The following is a 14,811-nucleotide window of genomic DNA, read 5'->3' as shown; positions in this document are numbered from 1 at the left end:
GGATCCGCTGGAATTGGTATGAGCATGAGTACCGCAGAGGACCGCGACGCCGCCGCCGAGGAGACGCTGTCGACGGAGGAATACCGCGACCGACTTCGCGATCTGCCGCCGAGCGCGAAGCTCGTCGCCAAGGTCTTGGAAACCGATTCACCGCTCTCGCAGGGGCAACTCGCCGAAGAATCGCTGCTTCCCGATCGCACCGTCCGCTACGCGCTCAACCGACTCGAGGACGTCGACCTCGTCGGCTCCCGCTACAGCTTCCGAGACGCCCGCAAGCAGGTGTACTACCTGAAACACTAACGCTCGCGTTCGTCGCCTTCTCGAGGGGTGAACTGAACCGGGGTCGTTCGCGGCTTCGAGACGGGGTTTCATTTTCCGGCCGCCGTAATCCGAACCATGGAGATCCGTCGCTGTCCCGTGTCGCCCCCGTCCGGGACGAGCGCGCCGGGCGGCGAGACGAACGCGTACGTGCTCGGCCGCGATCCGGCGGTGCTCGTCGATCCCGCCGGGCGGGCGGACGCGCTCGATCGACTGGTCGCCGACGTGAGGGTCGAACACGTCGTCGTCACGCACGCGCATCCCGACCACGTCAGCGCCGTCGCGACGTACGCGGCCGAGACCGACGCGACCGTCTGGGCCAGAGCGGGCCGGGCCGACCGCTTCCGGGCGGCGACCGGCGTCGCACCCGACCGCGAGTTGCGGCCGGGCATGAGAATCGAACTCGAGGGCGGCGCGAACGGAGCGAGTACCGACGAGCGAGTTCGGGTTCTCGACGCCCCCGGCCACGCGCCAGACCACGTCGCCTTCGAGGCCGGCCGCGGCGGCCCGATCTGCTGTGGCGACTGCGCGGTCCGTGAGGGCAGCGTCGCCGTGACCGCGCCGGAGGGCGACGTGCGCGCGTATCTGACGACGCTTCGCCGGCTGCGCGCGATCGACCCGCCGCGGCTGTATCCGGGTCACGGGCCGCCGATCGACGCGCCGCGGGAGGTATGCGAGCGCCTGCTGGCCCACCGCCGCCGGCGCGAGCGACGGATCCTCGCGGCGGTCGCGGGCGGCGCGACGACGCTCGAGGAGATACTCGACGCCGCGTACGACAAGGACCTCACCGGCGTTCGCGACCTCGCGAGGGGGACGGTCGTCGCGCACCTCGAGAAGCTGGCCGTGGAGGGGCGCCTCGAGTGGGACGGCGAGCGGGCGATCGCCTGACGACGCGGACAGCGACCGACTTTTCTCCTGTCGCCCCTTCGGTCGATCTGTGCAATCGCTCGAGGCCGAACTCGAACGGGCGCGGGAGCTGTCGGTCGACGACATCGCGGACGCGATCGAGTCGATCGGCTTCGAGTGTACTCGCTGCGGCGCCTGCTGTACGGGCCACGGCGACGAGGAACACACGGCGACCATCTTCCCCGACGAAGCGCGTCGGCTCGAGGACGCGACCGTCGACGTCGACGCGATCGGCACTCGCGGGACGCTCGGGAAAACCGGGCTGGTCCCACCGGCCGAGGAGCGGGACTGGCGCGACGTCGCGCGGCCGATGCCGTACGGTCTCTCGGCGGGCGAGGAGGGCCTCGAGGGCGAGACCTTCGAGTGGGCGCTCCAGACCGACGGCTGCGGCGACTGCGTCTTCTACGCCGAGGGCGACGACGGGACGGGCGCCTGCGTCGCCCACGAGGACCGGCCGCTGATCTGTCGCACGTATCCCTTCAGCGTCGACTTTGCCGGGACGAGTCAGCCGATGGGCGAGGCCGTCGACAGCGTCGCGCTGGGAGCGCACGGAGAAGCCGGCGACGCCGACGACGAGGACGGCGTCGTCCGCGCCCACGAGTGCGAGGGGCTCGGCCGCGACATCGCCCGCGAGGACGCCGAGGACCTCGCCCGCGCGCTGAAGGAGCGAGCCGTTCGAGAACTCGAGGAGGCGATCGCAGTCCGGGACGAGTACGCGCCCGCGAATCCGGGGCCGGGCGAGGTCGTCGTCCACGACTCGGAGGGCGCGAAGCGAGTCGACGGCACGCCCCTCGCGGACGAGTCGGAACCGGGCTCGGGGGCGGACCGTCGCTGACGCTCCGGTTCGTTCGTAGCGGAGTCGGACTCGAGTTCGGCCCCACCGGGCCAGAAAAACTCGGGTTCGGCCGCTACGACGGAGAAAAGAACGGACCGTCGATTCGGAATCGGTTACGCGCTCGCTGCGCCCGACGTTCGTCCCGTCCGCGACGTGCGCAGGATCCCGTACGCGCTGACGATCGACAGGATCGCGATGAGGATGCCGGCCGCGGCGTTGATCTGCAACACGAGGGTTCTGCTGACGCCGAAGACGAACGGTGCCGCGGCCGTCCACGCGCCGAGCAGCGCCAGCACGCCGGCGAGGACGATGATCGGCTTGTCCTGGCTGATCCGAAGCGCGTGGATCGACGCGAGTAGGGCCATCGTCGCGCCGATCAGGACGTTGTGGATCCCCATTCCGCCGGTGATGGTGAACACGGCCGTCGAAGCCATGACGAATGCGCTGATACCTGCCGCGAGTCCCGCCGTTCGTTCTGCCAGTACTAGCCTGCCGTCACGGTTGGTCTCGCTCATGGCGACGGTCGGATGTACGAGTTACACCCGCTTTTGACTGTCGATCGACTGATCGGTTTTCGATGGGGACGATCGCGCGGGATCGGCCGCGACGTGGCGCTCGCTCGAGACGATCTGGCCGATGGTGACGGAGCGCCGCTGCCCGTGGCCCGCCGGTAAAAAGTCCGCCGCTAGAAGGTCTCCTCGATGATCTCGCCGACGGCGAAGTTCGATTTGACCTCGGTGACTTCGATCTTGACGCGGTCGCCGACGTCCGCGCCCGGAACGATGATGACGTAGCCCCGTTCGACGCGGGCGATCCCGTCGCCCTGCTTGCCGATGTCCTCGATCTCGACGTAGCGGGTTTCGCCGACGTCGACCGGCGGTTGCGGTTCCGACGGCGCACTCTGTGGCTGGGACGACGCGTCGGCGTCGGCCTCGTCCGCCTCGTCGCGCGAAATGAGTGCGACGCGGTACACCTCGCCCGGATCGATGTCCCCGGTCTCGACTTCCTGACGCGGTACCTCGATGACGTAGCGATCCTCCTCTGCTGATACGTCCGTACTGAACAGACACAGGAGTTTTTCAGATATTTCCACAGGTAGACCCTCACTTCGGTCTCTGCGTCCCCTCCGTAATAGAACTACCGACCGACGGTCATAATCTCCGAGAAAATCCGTCGCTTCCCGCCCGAACGAACGATTTGACTCGGTCAAATCGGGGGACGGATCAGGGATCGTTCAATTCGCGGGCTCCTGTTTCCGACCGGGGGCCGCCGTCGCGAACCGCGAGAGGTCGAGGTCGGTCCCCACGTCCGCGTCGGCGACGGACTCGTAGGGTCGGTTGACGACGAGATCGCCCGCGGTCCGGTCGCCGATGCCGGGGATCGCCGTGAGTTCGTCCATCGACGCGTCGTTGAGATCCAGCGGGTAGGGGACGCCGGTCACGGAGCGGTAGCCGTGGTCGACGACGGCCACGTCGATCGTCCGCCCGAGTTCCCGCTCGCCCGGAATGCCGACCAGCAGGGGGTAAGTGCCCAGTTGGCGGCCGAAGGTCCGGCCGTCCTCGTGGTACTCGAGGTGAACGTTCGGCAACACGGTGCCGGGCGGCGCGACGCGCTGGAGCATCGGGTTGTCGATCTCCTCGCGGACTCGCCGTTTGTACCGCTTGAACAGTTTCTTGTGCTCCTTGGCGATCTCGGCGCCGGTATCGCTCATGTCGGTGCCGGCGAAGGCCATCACCTGTCGGATGTTCACGCGCCGGAGCATGTACCCCTCGTCGTAGACCCGCTGGAGGAAGTCCATGTTGCGCTCGTAGGTCTCCTCGCGCTCGCCCTTGAGGCCGTGCAGGAGATTGATGCCGGGCAGCAGTTTGGGGAGCCGGCGCGGCGCGTCGTCGCCGAACGTAGGGGCGTCCGCGGGCTCCTCGCCGGGTCGCCAGCCGGCTTCCTCGTTGACGATCTTGACGGCCTCGAAGCACTCCTCGGCGCTGACGTTGAGGTTGTTCTCCTCCTGGACGACTGGATCAGCCGACTCGAGGCCGAACGCGGCCGTGTCCCCGGGCGTGTTGTGCTCGGCGATGATCCGAATCCCCTCGCGGGACTTCTCGGGCCACTCGACGATCGTGATGGGGTTCATGTTGTCGAGGTGGAGCGTCTCGAGGTCGGGCGCGACCTCGCGGATGCCGCTGTAGAGCTGGCGGAGGGCGTCCGGATTCGGCGCCTCGCCGTCGCCGCCGTACGCGAGGATGTCGGCCTGTCGGCCGAGCCGGAAGTGTCGAACGCCGTAATCGGAGAGCGCGTCGACCTCGCCGACGACCGTCGGCGGCGGCCGGAACGAGGGGTTGCCGTACAGCGGCTCCGTGCAGAACGAACAGCGGTACGCGCAGCCCCGCGAGGTCTCGAGTTCGGCGATGAGGTAGTCTGGGTGGTTCGGATGCTGTTCGACGATGAACGCGCCCTCCTGGGCCCACCGGGAGACCTCCTCGACGTCGCGCATCCGGTTGTTGAAGCCCTCGAGGCCGTTTTCGACGAGGTCGTGGACGGCGGCCTCGACGTCGCCCTTGGCGACGAAATCGAAGTCCAGGTCCTGCCGCTCGGTTTCGGTGGCGCCGGCGTTCTCGTCGCCGACGCCGAACTTGACGGGGCCGCCCATCAGGCTCGTGCCGCTTGCGGTCCAGGCGAGCTTTCGCACCTCGTCGGGCTCGGCGGGCGTGCCGCCGACGTACTTCCCGGGGACGGTCATCCCGCCCAGATAGATCATGAGGTCGGCCTCGTCGACGTCGCGCCAGCGGTCGGGCTCGTCGCGCAGGCCGTCGATCGTGTGGTACGTAATCTGCTCGCGGGGCACGCCCGCGTCGACGAGCGCACCGGCCGCGTAGCGCGGGTACGTCGAGATGTACGGCGGCACCCCGAAGTGCGCGGGCTCGTCGACGTAGCCGTCGACGATCGTCACGGACAGCGTCTCGGGGTCGGTCATAGACAGCGATAGCCCCTCGAGTAGTAAAACGGTGACTACACGGGCGCGAGGCGACAGCGGGGCACCGACGTCCACCGCACCGGCTGCGCCGACTGCGCCGACCGCCGCGAGGACCCACACGGCTTCGCCTCGAGCCGAATGTTGATTAGTTCGGCACGCGGAGTATCGACCATGCCACCGACCGAAGAGATCGTGTGCACCGACGACGATTGCTTTCTCGACCTGTTCGAGAACCACTACACGTACGACGTGCCGGACGATTTCGACGTGTCGGAGCTCTCCTGTCCGGTTTGCGGCGGGACGGACTGTCTAGAGGTCGTCGAACTCTGAGGCCGAGACGCCGCCGCGTCGGTCGTTCGTCAGACGTTTATTTTTAGGCATCACAACCAATAAGAACGTGGCTCGCGTACCGTGATATCCGGACATGCCTATCGCGAACTGCCACGTTTTTCGCCCCGTTCCCGCTTCGACGCCGGCACGCAGCGCGCGCGCCGGGGGTGAGGGGACGTGACCCTCAAAGACCTCGGTCGGTCGGTCGGTAACGCGCTCTATCGGCAGGTCGGGCGCGCGAACGGCCAGGTCCAGCGCCACCGCTCGCTTCCCGTCGACGTCCTCGAGAACGACGAGGCGTACCTCGTCGTCTTCGACGCGCCCGGGGCCGAACCCGACGATGTACAGGTCCGATACCTCGGCGGCAGCGTCAGAATCCACATCGAGCGGTTCCGCGAGTTCCGCGAGGGGTACGAGATGCGGTTCCCCGGCCGCGGCATGGAACTCGAGGGCGAGGCCGAGTTACCCGCGGACGCGCTCGTCAACCCCGATTCGGGGACGGCGACGCTGACCGAGAGCGGAACCGTTCGGATCGAGATTCCGAAAGCCGAGTCGGCGGCCGACGACGCCGACGATGATACCGTCAGCACCGACCGTACCGATAGCGGCGCCGACGCTGGACGGCCCGAGCACAGCACCGAAACCGAGGGAGTCACCGTCGACAACTGACCGTTCTGCTACGACGCGTCCTCCCAGTCGATCGTCATCCCCTCCCCGATCCCGAATTCTTCGTCGCCGTCGAACCGCGTCGGATCGAAGGCGTCGATCCCGTCACCGCCGAGCAGTTCGTCGGCGACGCGCGCGCCGATCGCCGGCGCGCGCATGAAGCCGTGGCCCTGGAACCCCGTCGCGACGTAGAGGCCGTCCTCGAGCCGACCCACGAGCGGATCACGGTCGGGCGTCGCCGTGCAGAGTCCGGCCCACGACCGCTCGACGTCGAACTCGTAGTCGGGGAACCGATGTTCGACGCGCTCGAGCAGGGCCGCGGGGAAGTCCGGGTCGGCGTCGCGGTCGTAGTCGTCCGGATCGGCCTCGACCTCTTCGGTGCCGTCGCCGGCGAGGATGCCGTCGGGATGCGGGCGAACGTAGAAGCCGCCGGTCGCGTCGTAACAGGTCGGCTCCCCGAGCCGACCGCCCGCGTCGCCGGTTCCGTCACCGCTGCCCTCGACGCTCGCGACCAGCGCCTGCACTCGGTACGGTTTCATCGCGATCGGCACCCCGGCGTCGGCGAGCACCTGCTTCGTGTGCGCGCCGGCTGCCACGAGCACGGCGTCGACCTCGCGTTCCGTCCCGTCCTCGAGCACGATCCGCGAGGGATCGGTCCGGACGTCGACCGGCGTGTCGGGCTCGAGCGTCGCGCCGGCGCCGTCGGCCGCGGCAGCGAGACAGGCCGTGTACTTGGCCGGATCGGTGTAGCCCGCTGCGCCCGCGATGGCGGCGACTTCGACGTCGTCCGCGCGAAGCCCGGGGAACCGGTCCGCCAGCGCGTCGGCGTCCATCTCGAGGGCGACGACGCCCTCCGCTTGCATCCGCTCGACCTGCTCGCGGATGGCGTTCGCGCGCTCGTCGTCGCCCTCGCGGGCGAGCCAGACGTAAGGACACTCGACGAACGGGAAGGTGTCGTCGCCGGACAGCGCCCGGAACCGTTCGATCGCGTCGCCGGCTATCTCGGCGTCCAGTGGGTCCGCGAAGGCGTCGTAACAAATGCCCGCAGCGCGCCCGCTCGAGCCGCTGGCGACCGAGCCGCGGTCGTACAGCGTCACGTCTGCCCCCTCGCGGGCGAGGTCGTAGGCCGCCGTCGCACCGACGGCGCCGGCGCCGACGACGGCGACCTCGAGCCCTGCGCCCTGCTCGGTGAACGCGTCGGCGCCGACGGCGAGTTCGGATTCCGCTTCCGACGGTGCCCCGTCGCCGCTCATCGCACATCACCCGGCCGCCGCGGGCCGCTCGCGGTGCCGGCCGCCGTCGCGTCCTCGTCGACTCCAGTCATAGCTATAGCTACCCCTGTCGGTCGAAGCGACTTATACTCTCGGACGACGGCGGTTGAAGCAAACCGCGGGCGGGCTGAAGCGTTACTCGGCGAACGCCTCGAGTCCCCGTGCCGGGTAGCCGACGACCGTCGTCGCGCCGGCTTCCCGCAGCGCGTCGGTCTGCTCGCGGACCTCGGCCGCGGAACCGACCAGCGCGTAGTCGGTCGCCGCCTCGAGCAGCACCTCGCGGGCGCGGCCGGTCGCGCTCGCGTCGGTCGGCGCGCCGTCGGGCAGTTTTTCGGCGACGGGTCGGCGCCGCGCGACGTACGCGCCGACGGCGTCGAGGATGGCGTCCTCGTCGTCGGCGAGCACGGTCGGCGCGTAGACCGCGATGTCGCCCGCGAAGCCGGCCGCCCGCAGCGCCCGGAGTTCGCATTCGGTCGTCCGCGTGAGCAGCTCGTACTGGGTCGCGCCGGTCGCCATCGCGATCCGCTCGACGTTCTCGGTGCCGACCCAGGCGTCGGGTTCGTCCTCGAGGGCGGCGCCGAGGCGGGGCGCGACGGCCCGCTGGCACTCCTCGTCGGTGAGGTAGGCGGGGTGGCCCGCGACCAGGACGCGGCCGACCGCGTCGGGCAACGCCCGCGACAGCGAGTCGTCGCCCAGCGGGTCGAAGCCGTCTGCCCGGACGGGCGTGGTCACCAGCACCTCGGCGTCGCCGTCGCTCGCGAGGGTCTCGAGCGTCTCCGGGTCCGGAAGGTGCTCGCGGCCCTCGTAGTCGATCGCGACGGTCCCGGCGGGGATCGACGCGGCGGCGGAGACGTCGCACTCGGCCGGCTTGAGCGCGACTGCGTCCAGTCCGGCGCGGGCGACGGTGCTCTCGCTCTTATCGGTGCTGGTACTCCGGCTTAGCATCGGGACTCACCTCGCACGACGCGACTGCGCTCGGTATCAGTATCGGCGGTGCGGAACTCGATCCATCGTCTGTGCGACCATGGACGTGTGCTGCGCGCGGCGCGCGCAAAAGCCTGACGTTCCGTTCAGACGCTGCCTCGACTCGGCGTTGTGCCACACGGCGAACGCCGGGCGTTCGCGGCCGTCACTGCGCCCGATCGATCCGCTCCGGCGCCTCGAACTCCGTGGCCAACTCGAGCAGTTGCACCAGAATTCGGCCCGTCGCGCCCCAGACGGTGTAGCCGTCGACGTGGAAGTAGTGGATGACGATGTCGCCGTAGTAGGGGTGTTCGCGCCGTTCGTACTCGTAGTTGGCCGGGTCGAGCAACCCCGACAGCGGCAGCAAGACGATTTCGGCGACCTCGCGGCCGTCGCGCTCGTACTCCCGGTCCGGCACGCGGGCGACGAACGGCGTGACGGCGTACTCCGTGACCGTCCGGATGTCGTCCAGTTGGCCGACGACGTCGGCCTCCGCGGGCTCGAGGCCGATCTCCTCGTCGGCCTCTCGGAGCGCGGTCTCGAGGATCGAGTCGTCGATCGGCTCGGCGCCGCCGCCGGGGAAGCTCATCTGACCGGGGTGCTCGCCGAGGTCGTCGGCGCGTCTGGTAAACAGCAGGTAGTCCTCCTCGCCGCGGTCGACGATCGGCGCGAGGACGGCCGCGTCGTAGGGCTGGTCGTCGATCTCGTGGGGCTCGTGGGCCGCGACCGGCTCGAGGTCGAGTCGCCGTTGCATGCGCGTCACTCGAGGGCGTCCTCCAATCGCTGGCGTTCCCCGTCGAGTTCGACGGGCGCCCACGCTTCGATATCGTAGCTGACGTCGAGCAGCCGGCGCAGGCGATCCTCGCTCTCGCCGTCCCCGTCGCCGGCGCTCCCGCTTTCCGGTAACGCCTCCTCGAGCGCCTCCCGGAACTGTTCGCGGGCGGTTTCGCCGAGCGCGTCCCGATCGAGCCGCCGCCGCTCCACGTCGAGGATGTGCGGGACGTCCTCGGCGTGTTCGGGCACGGTCGGGAAGGCGGTCGGACCGGCGACCAGCAGCGGTTCGTCGCCGGCGCCGTCGACGTCGTGTCCCGCGTACCGAACGAGCGCGAACGACGCCAGCGCGTCGTCGATCGCCGCCTCGAGGGCGTCCCCATCGACGGATTGCCCGTCCGCGCGGTAGGCGGTCTCGGAGAGCGCCCGCTCGAGTTCCGCTCGGGTCAACCCGCCGAAGAGGTCGACCACGCCAGCCAGTTCGTCGGCCGTCGCGTCCATACGCGGCTACACGGGCGAGTCCCGGATTAGTCTTGTGCGCGAGAGTCGAGTCGCCGCCCGGCCCGAGATTCGGATTCGGTCTCGACGTCGGCCCACGGCCGAGCCGCGTCGACGACTGCCGCCGGATCGAACGGCGCCACCGTCCACCGGGGAAGTCGGCGGTCCGGCCCCGGCGGCGCGATCGACTCGGCGTAGCGGTCGATCTGCTCTCGCTCGCCGGCCAGGTCGTACTCGAGGCCGTTGAACGCGGCGTCGACGCGGTACTGCTCGATCAGTTGTTCGCCGGCGGCGCGGTATCGCTCTCGTAGCGTCCCGTACTCGGGGTCGACGCCGCCCTCCTCGAGGACGCGCAGCAACTCGGCGGCGACCTCGCGGCTCATCCCCTCGAGGCCGGCATCGCCGGCAACCGCGCGGTGATCGTGGATGTGCCGACCCAGGTCGACCTGCGCCGTCCCCTCGAAGCCGGCGTGGGCGAACGCGTCGCCGAGCGTGCCGACCTCGAGGCCCCAAGCGCGGGGCGCGCGGAGCCGCCGGGCCAGCGCGGCCGTCATGGCGAACTCGCCGGCCAGCGCGTACCGGAACGACCGCAGGTACTCGACGATCGGCGCGTCGGTGTCGGCCGCGAGCGCGCGCAGCAGCGGTTGGTAGAACAGACGGAAAAGGCGGCCGTAGAGGCGGTTGTCCTCGATGCGGGCGTAGTAGCCCTTCGAGAACTCGAAGCCCGAGTCGGAGTCGGTGCCGGAGGCGCCCGCGCTCGAGTCCATCGTCAGCGGCGCGAGCAGCCGCCGGACGTGGTCGGCCTCGTAGCTGCGGGCGTCGGCGTCGTGGACGACGACGTACTCGCCCGCCTCGGCGGCGGGACCCAGCGCGAGCCAGACGTCCCGCCCCTTGCCGAACTCGCCCCCGAGGCCGGCGTCGGCGAGCAGGTCGTCGACCGCGGGCGCGTTGCACCACAGGACGCGGATCGGCAGCGCGAAGGACTCGAGCCACCGCCGGAACGGCTCGATCCGGTCGGCGTCGGCCCGGACGGGGACGAAGACGGCGGCGGGGGCGGGCTCGAGGGACTCGAGTTCCGAAAGGACGCGCTCGGCGGCGGGGTTCTCGTGCTCGCGGTCGGTCATCGGCACGACGACGGCCGTCTCGCCGAGCGCCGCTTCGAGGCGGTCGAACGCGGCGCCCGCGGTTCCCGCTCCTGTCCCCGCCTCGGTCCCGGTTTCCGCTCTCGACTCCGGCGCCCCGGCGTCGCCGAACTCGTGGAGCGTCGCGATCCGCTCCTGTACGTACTCCATCGGTTGGTTGTTCGACCGAGCCGGTAAAACGGCCACGACTCCGGCGAATCGAGCGCATCGGTGCAGCCGGCCCGTTCGGTTGACAGGATGCGAGGAATCGGAACTCGAGTCGGCGACTCGCGGCCGGCTTCGGGCGCTGCAGTATAATAACCTGCTTGATAATACAGCGTTCGATAAAGCCCCGGTCTTTTTCTCCCCTACCTTCCTACAGGCTGAACATGAAATCTGTCCGGAAGGCACTCCGCGATGGCGAACTCGACAAGGACACCTACGATCGGCTCGTCTGCGGCGACTGCGAGAAGCCGTTGAAGACCGAGAACGATCCGGACTCGATCAAGACGGTGCGGATCTGTCCGGACTGCGACTCGGAGTGGAAGGAGATCCGGTAGCAGCGCAACGGCGATCCAGTCGGTGCGAGGCGCGGTCCCGTTCCGACAACCGGGACCGCGTCGACGCACTCGCGACGAGCCGTTCGCGACGAACTGTGACCGGCAGTCGGCGGAGACGCCCGGTCGTCGCACTTAGGCCGACTCTCGAGTTGCGGGCGCTCGTTCCGGCTGCCGGGTGTAGTCTTTTGTCACCGACCGATGCAGTACCCGACGTGAGTTACGACGACCTTCGGCCTCGCCTCGAGCGCCTCGCCAGCGGCGACGCCGGCGAGCCGCGGGACGTCGTTGCTCTCCCCGACGGGAGCGTCGACCACTGGTACGCACTCGTCGGCGAGGGCGGCGAGCGCATCGAGTCGCCCGACGCGTTCGCCCGCCAGCTGGCGGCGGGCCTCGAGACCGCCTCGCTCGAGCCGCTCGAGGTCCGGCCGGGCGGGCAGGCGGTCAACGCCGCGCTGCAGGCCCACGCGCTCGGCGAGGACGTGACGCTGGTCGGCCATCTCGATCACCCGGTGCTCGCGGACCTGCCGTTCGAAACGCGGTCGATGGGCAGTCCGGCGCACGTCCGCGTGCTCTCGTTCGACGGCGACGACGTCCTGCTCGCGGAGCCGGGCCCGGCCGCCGAGTGGGGACTCGCAGAGCTGCGCTCGGTCGTCGACTGGGAGCGACTCGTCGGCGCGGACGCGCTGTGCTGTCCGAACTGGGCGTCGGTCCGCGGGCTCGCCGCGGTCTTCGAGCGGCTCGGCTCGTCGCCGATCGACCGCCGGCTCCCGGTCGTCGTCGATCCGGGCGCGCTCGAGACGGTCGAGCCGGCAGCGCTCGACTCGTTTTTGGGGACGCTCTCGAGCGCCGATTCGGCCGATTCGGATTCGAGCGCCGGATCGGGGGTCGAAATTGCCCTCAGCGTCAACCCGGCGGAGTTCGCGGCCGCGGCCGCCGTCGCGCTCGACGCGGCGACGGAATCGGAGTCAAAACCGACCCTCGAGCGCGTCGAAACCCTCCGTTCGGCGCTCGAGGTGTCGGCCGTCGTCGTCCACGGTCCCGAGGCGGCCGTCGGTGCGACGCGCTCGGACGCGGTCAGGGTGCCGATGCTCGAGATCGAATCGCCGCGGACGTCGACCGGCGCGGGCGACCGGTTCTCCGGCGGGCTGGCCTGCGCGCTCGCCCACGACTGGCCGCTAGCGACGGCACTCGCGCTCGGTAACGCGTGCGCCGCTGCGTTCGTCGCGAGCGCGGAGACGGCGACACCGACGACGCTCCGATCGTTCGTCCGCGAGCGCGACGTCGCCTGATTCGACTATCGCTCGCCGGCCATCGCCGAAAAGAGCCGCTCCTCGAACTCTGCCCTGTCGATCCCGTCGGAGGGGCCGATACCGCGCATGTGGTCGATCGAGACCTGGCCGCCGCCCATCCGCGCGTGACCGCCGGCGTTTGCCATCGGAATGTCGCTGACCGCGTGGCGAAGGGTCTCGCCCATGTGGACCCGGTCGTCCCGCGAGCGCCCCGAGAGGTGGAGGGTGCCGTCGTTCTCCCCGTAGACGACGACCGCCGTGACGCCCTCGAGGTGCATGAGTTCGTCCGCCGCCTGGGGGATCGCGTCGGTGTTCGAGACCGTGCCGACGTCGCAGACCGCGAACGAGCCCTCGACGCGCTTCTCCGTGATCGCCGTCGCCTTGATCTGGAGCACGTCGTCGCTGACCTGTGGGTTCGCGATCCGGTCGAGGAGGTCCTCGTCGATCCCGTCGTACAGCGACGCGCAGGCGTCGAACTCGGCCTGCGAGCAGCCGTTGGTCAGGTGGTTCGTGTCGGACTGCACGCCGTAGAGGAGCCCGGTCGCGAGCTCCGGCGTGAGTTCGAAGGCCCCGCCGTCCTCGTCGGGCGTCGTCGCGCCGATCTCCGCTAAGTACTCGACAAAGATCGTCGCCGCGGCGCCGTACTCGGTCCGCACGTCGGTAAACTCCGTCCCGGTTCCGTTGCCGGGGTGGTGGTCGACCACGGCGATCGGTTCGATCGTCTGCGCGCCCGTAAAGCCCCGCGGCGTGTTGTGGTCGACGAGCACGACTGCGTCGGTCGCGAGTTCGGAACTGGACTCGAGGCTCTCGAGGTCCAGATCGAGTACGGTCCGGAACGCGCGATTTTCCTGATGGCGGATCTCGCCGGCGTACTGCAGGGTGGCGTCGGTGCCGACGGCGTCGGCGATCGCGTCGACGGCCATCGCACACGACATCGCGTCCGGATCCGGGTTGGGGTGCATCAGGACCGCCACCTCGTCGTGTCCCTCAAGAACGCGCTGGAACCGGACGCCGGGGGGCCGGCGGAACCAGCGGATCAGCCACCAGCCGCCGAGCGCGACCCCGACGAGCGCGAGGACCAGCAAGGAGAGCACCAGCGGCTCGAGCGAGGTCGCCATCTCAATCGTCTCGTCGACGACCGAGACGGTCGCGATCGACCCGACGGCCCCATTGGCGGGTCCGGCGCCCGGATCGCCCATACCGGACACTCAAATCGAACGACCATGAAGGTTCCCCCAATTTGACGCGTCTGCGGACTGCGCGACCTGTGCGGCCCCGGCGAGCGCGTCTCAGTCGCCGCAGTAGGCGTCGATCGCGTCGCGGTACCCTTCCCGGTAGGTCGGGTACGCGAACTCGTAGCCCAGGTCGCGCAGTTTGTCGTTCGAACAGCGCTTGCTCGTCAGAATCCGTCGCCGGGCCGCCTCCGAGAGGTCGTCGTCCTCGAGTCGCTCGTCTTTCGTCCGCTTCGGTGGCTCCTCGAGCCCGCACTGCTCGGCGAGCCAGTCGGCGAACGCCCACTTGTCTACGGGTTCGTCGTCGACGACCTGCACCACCTCGCCGCGAGCGAGGTCTTCCTCGAGCAGGTACCGCACCGCGCCGGCGGCGTCGTCGCGGTGGACCATGTTCAGGTACCCCTCGGTGACCGGGCCCTCGAGGTAGCGCTCGAGGCGGTACCGGTCCGGACCGTAGAGCCCGGCGTAGCGGGCGACGGTACCGTCGAACCCGTACTCTGGCGGGAGTTCGCGGGCGATCCGTTCGGCGTCCGCGAGCACTTCGGTCTTGTCGGTGGTCGGCTCGATCGGCGTTTCCTCGTCGACCCAGTCGCCGCCGTGGTCGCCGTAGACGCCCGTCGAGGAGGTGTAGACAAGCCGCTCGGGCGACGCCTCTCGCTCGCCGAACGCCTCGATCGCCGTCCGGAGCCCCTCGACGTAGACCTCGCGGGCCGCGTCGGCGCCGCGGCCACCGCTGCTCGCGGCGAAGACGATCGCGTCGACGTCGGGGACCCGATCGAGATCGTCGCGGTCGGTGATGTCGGCGCGAACGGCCTCGAATCCGGCGTCTTCGATCGCCTCGAGGCCCGCGTCGGACCGGCGGACGCCGACGACATCGTGACCTCGGGCCGTCAGCTGGCGGCCCAGCTCGAGGCCGACGTAACCGCAGCCGAGAATCGCGATTTCCATACCCGACGTCGGAAACGAACGCACATAATGGCACCGTTCGCGGGCATTACGGCCAGCCGTTCGGTCGTAATCGTGTATTTCTGGACGAACGGTAGCGACCGGTTCTCATCGACCGCTACTGTCCCGCCCTCG

At 69.7% G+C, this 14,811-nt stretch carries 17 protein-coding genes; 7 read left to right on the top strand and 10 right to left on the bottom strand.

Annotated elements, in window-relative coordinates; all coding sequences use genetic code 11:
• The first annotated feature begins 18 nt into the window (after positions 1-18).
• The 3 genes from ACYQ26_RS17835 (at position 19) to ACYQ26_RS17825 (ending at position 2,059) form a co-directional block, all read left to right on the top strand.
• Positions 19-300, top strand: coding sequence for a MarR family transcriptional regulator (locus ACYQ26_RS17835; protein WP_459810232.1), 282 nt, complete (start codon positions 19-21; stop codon positions 298-300).
• A gap of 96 nt (positions 301-396) precedes the next feature.
• Entirely contained in the window at positions 397-1,206 is an 810-nt protein-coding gene (locus ACYQ26_RS17830) for an MBL fold metallo-hydrolase (RefSeq protein WP_459810231.1), read from the top strand.
• Between the two features lie 49 nt (positions 1,207-1,255).
• Positions 1,256-2,059 carry a YkgJ family cysteine cluster protein gene (locus tag ACYQ26_RS17825; protein WP_459810230.1) on the top strand — a complete coding sequence of 268 codons (804 nt, stop codon included), beginning with the start codon at positions 1,256-1,258 and terminating at the stop codon, positions 2,057-2,059.
• 113 nt (positions 2,060-2,172) lie between these two features.
• Here ACYQ26_RS17825 and ACYQ26_RS17820 read toward each other — a convergent pair whose 3' ends face one another.
• The 3 genes from ACYQ26_RS17820 to ACYQ26_RS17810 all read right to left on the bottom strand — a co-directional run bounded on the left by ACYQ26_RS17820 (position 2,173) and on the right by ACYQ26_RS17810 (position 5,030).
• Entirely contained in the window at positions 2,173-2,574 is a 402-nt protein-coding gene (locus tag ACYQ26_RS17820) for an SPW repeat domain-containing protein (RefSeq protein WP_459810229.1), read from the bottom strand.
• A 170-nt stretch (positions 2,575-2,744) separates the two neighbouring features.
• Complete coding sequence (locus ACYQ26_RS17815) at positions 2,745-3,152, bottom strand: TRAM domain-containing protein (protein WP_459810228.1); 408 nt, start codon at positions 3,150-3,152, stop codon at positions 2,745-2,747.
• Positions 3,153-3,293: 141 nt separating this feature from the next.
• Complete coding sequence (locus ACYQ26_RS17810) at positions 3,294-5,030, bottom strand: radical SAM protein (RefSeq protein ID WP_459810227.1); 1,737 nt, start codon at positions 5,028-5,030, stop codon at positions 3,294-3,296.
• Between the two features lie 171 nt (positions 5,031-5,201).
• Here ACYQ26_RS17810 and ACYQ26_RS17805 point away from each other — a divergent pair, with 171 nt between their 5' ends.
• Positions 5,202-5,360: a DUF7559 family protein gene (locus ACYQ26_RS17805; protein WP_013881528.1), complete on the top strand. Its 159-nt coding sequence runs from the start codon at positions 5,202-5,204 to the stop codon at positions 5,358-5,360.
• A gap of 177 nt (positions 5,361-5,537) precedes the next feature.
• On the top strand, positions 5,538-6,029 hold the full coding sequence (locus tag ACYQ26_RS17800) for an Hsp20/alpha crystallin family protein (RefSeq protein ID WP_459810226.1): 492 nt from the start codon (positions 5,538-5,540) through the stop codon (positions 6,027-6,029).
• A gap of 8 nt (positions 6,030-6,037) precedes the next feature.
• On the opposite strand, the gene ACYQ26_RS17795 is transcribed toward ACYQ26_RS17800, so the two are convergent.
• From ACYQ26_RS17795 to ACYQ26_RS17775, 5 genes are all read right to left on the bottom strand, one after another.
• A complete protein-coding gene (locus ACYQ26_RS17795; protein ID WP_459810225.1) occupies positions 6,038-7,279 on the bottom strand; it encodes an NAD(P)/FAD-dependent oxidoreductase in 1,242 nt (413 codons plus the stop codon).
• Positions 7,280-7,432: 153 nt separating this feature from the next.
• Positions 7,433-8,242, bottom strand: coding sequence for a DUF7388 family protein (locus tag ACYQ26_RS17790; RefSeq protein ID WP_459810224.1), 810 nt, complete (start codon positions 8,240-8,242; stop codon positions 7,433-7,435).
• A gap of 184 nt (positions 8,243-8,426) precedes the next feature.
• A complete protein-coding gene (locus tag ACYQ26_RS17785) occupies positions 8,427-9,014 on the bottom strand; it encodes an NUDIX hydrolase (RefSeq protein WP_459810223.1) in 588 nt (195 codons plus the stop codon).
• A gap of 5 nt (positions 9,015-9,019) precedes the next feature.
• Positions 9,020-9,532 carry a DUF7109 family protein gene (locus ACYQ26_RS17780; protein WP_459810222.1) on the bottom strand — a complete coding sequence of 171 codons (513 nt, stop codon included), beginning with the start codon at positions 9,530-9,532 and terminating at the stop codon, positions 9,020-9,022.
• 26 nt (positions 9,533-9,558) lie between these two features.
• Complete coding sequence (locus ACYQ26_RS17775) at positions 9,559-10,821, bottom strand: glycosyltransferase family protein (protein WP_459810221.1); 1,263 nt, start codon at positions 10,819-10,821, stop codon at positions 9,559-9,561.
• Between the two features lie 218 nt (positions 10,822-11,039).
• Between ACYQ26_RS17775 and ACYQ26_RS17770 the strand changes: the two genes are divergently transcribed.
• Positions 11,040-11,210 carry an HVO_0758 family zinc finger protein gene (locus tag ACYQ26_RS17770; RefSeq protein ID WP_459810220.1) on the top strand — a complete coding sequence of 57 codons (171 nt, stop codon included), beginning with the start codon at positions 11,040-11,042 and terminating at the stop codon, positions 11,208-11,210.
• A 212-nt stretch (positions 11,211-11,422) separates the two neighbouring features.
• Complete coding sequence (locus ACYQ26_RS17765) at positions 11,423-12,499, top strand: PfkB family carbohydrate kinase (RefSeq protein WP_459810219.1); 1,077 nt, start codon at positions 11,423-11,425, stop codon at positions 12,497-12,499.
• A gap of 5 nt (positions 12,500-12,504) precedes the next feature.
• Here ACYQ26_RS17765 and ACYQ26_RS17760 read toward each other — a convergent pair whose 3' ends face one another.
• Both ACYQ26_RS17760 and ACYQ26_RS17755 read right to left on the bottom strand, forming a co-directional pair.
• A complete protein-coding gene (locus ACYQ26_RS17760) occupies positions 12,505-13,698 on the bottom strand; it encodes a DHH family phosphoesterase (RefSeq protein ID WP_459810218.1) in 1,194 nt (397 codons plus the stop codon).
• A 90-nt stretch (positions 13,699-13,788) separates the two neighbouring features.
• Positions 13,789-14,679, bottom strand: a complete 891-nt coding sequence (locus tag ACYQ26_RS17755) for an SDR family oxidoreductase (RefSeq protein WP_459810217.1) — start codon at positions 14,677-14,679, stop codon at positions 13,789-13,791.
• Positions 14,680-14,811: the final 132 nt, after the last annotated feature.

The organism is Halopiger thermotolerans (assembly GCF_054654555.1).
This window is presented reverse-complemented; position numbering and strand designations above follow the sequence as displayed.

Bases quoted from the DNA above. Each gene is read 5' to 3' on its own strand.
- ACYQ26_RS17835 (WP_459810232.1), top strand. From the start codon at position 19: ATGAGCATGAGTACCGCAGAGGACCGCGACGCCGCCGCCGAGGAGACG.
- ACYQ26_RS17830 (WP_459810231.1), top strand. From the start codon at position 397: ATGGAGATCCGTCGCTGTCCCGTGTCGCCCCCGTCCGGGACGAGCGCG.
- ACYQ26_RS17820 (WP_459810229.1), bottom strand. From the start codon at position 2,574: ATGAGCGAGACCAACCGTGACGGCAGGCTAGTACTGGCAGAACGAACG.
- ACYQ26_RS17810 (WP_459810227.1), bottom strand. From the start codon at position 5,030: ATGACCGACCCCGAGACGCTGTCCGTGACGATCGTCGACGGCTACGTC.
- ACYQ26_RS17805 (WP_013881528.1), top strand. From the start codon at position 5,202: ATGCCACCGACCGAAGAGATCGTGTGCACCGACGACGATTGCTTTCTC.
- ACYQ26_RS17795 (WP_459810225.1), bottom strand. From the start codon at position 7,279: ATGAGCGGCGACGGGGCACCGTCGGAAGCGGAATCCGAACTCGCCGTC.
- ACYQ26_RS17790 (WP_459810224.1), bottom strand. From the start codon at position 8,242: ATGCTAAGCCGGAGTACCAGCACCGATAAGAGCGAGAGCACCGTCGCC.
- ACYQ26_RS17785 (WP_459810223.1), bottom strand. From the start codon at position 9,014: ATGCAACGGCGACTCGACCTCGAGCCGGTCGCGGCCCACGAGCCCCAC.
- ACYQ26_RS17780 (WP_459810222.1), bottom strand. From the start codon at position 9,532: ATGGACGCGACGGCCGACGAACTGGCTGGCGTGGTCGACCTCTTCGGC.
- ACYQ26_RS17775 (WP_459810221.1), bottom strand. From the start codon at position 10,821: ATGGAGTACGTACAGGAGCGGATCGCGACGCTCCACGAGTTCGGCGAC.
- ACYQ26_RS17770 (WP_459810220.1), top strand. From the start codon at position 11,040: ATGAAATCTGTCCGGAAGGCACTCCGCGATGGCGAACTCGACAAGGAC.
- ACYQ26_RS17760 (WP_459810218.1), bottom strand. From the start codon at position 13,698: ATGGGCGATCCGGGCGCCGGACCCGCCAATGGGGCCGTCGGGTCGATC.
- ACYQ26_RS17755 (WP_459810217.1), bottom strand. From the start codon at position 14,679: ATGGAAATCGCGATTCTCGGCTGCGGTTACGTCGGCCTCGAGCTGGGC.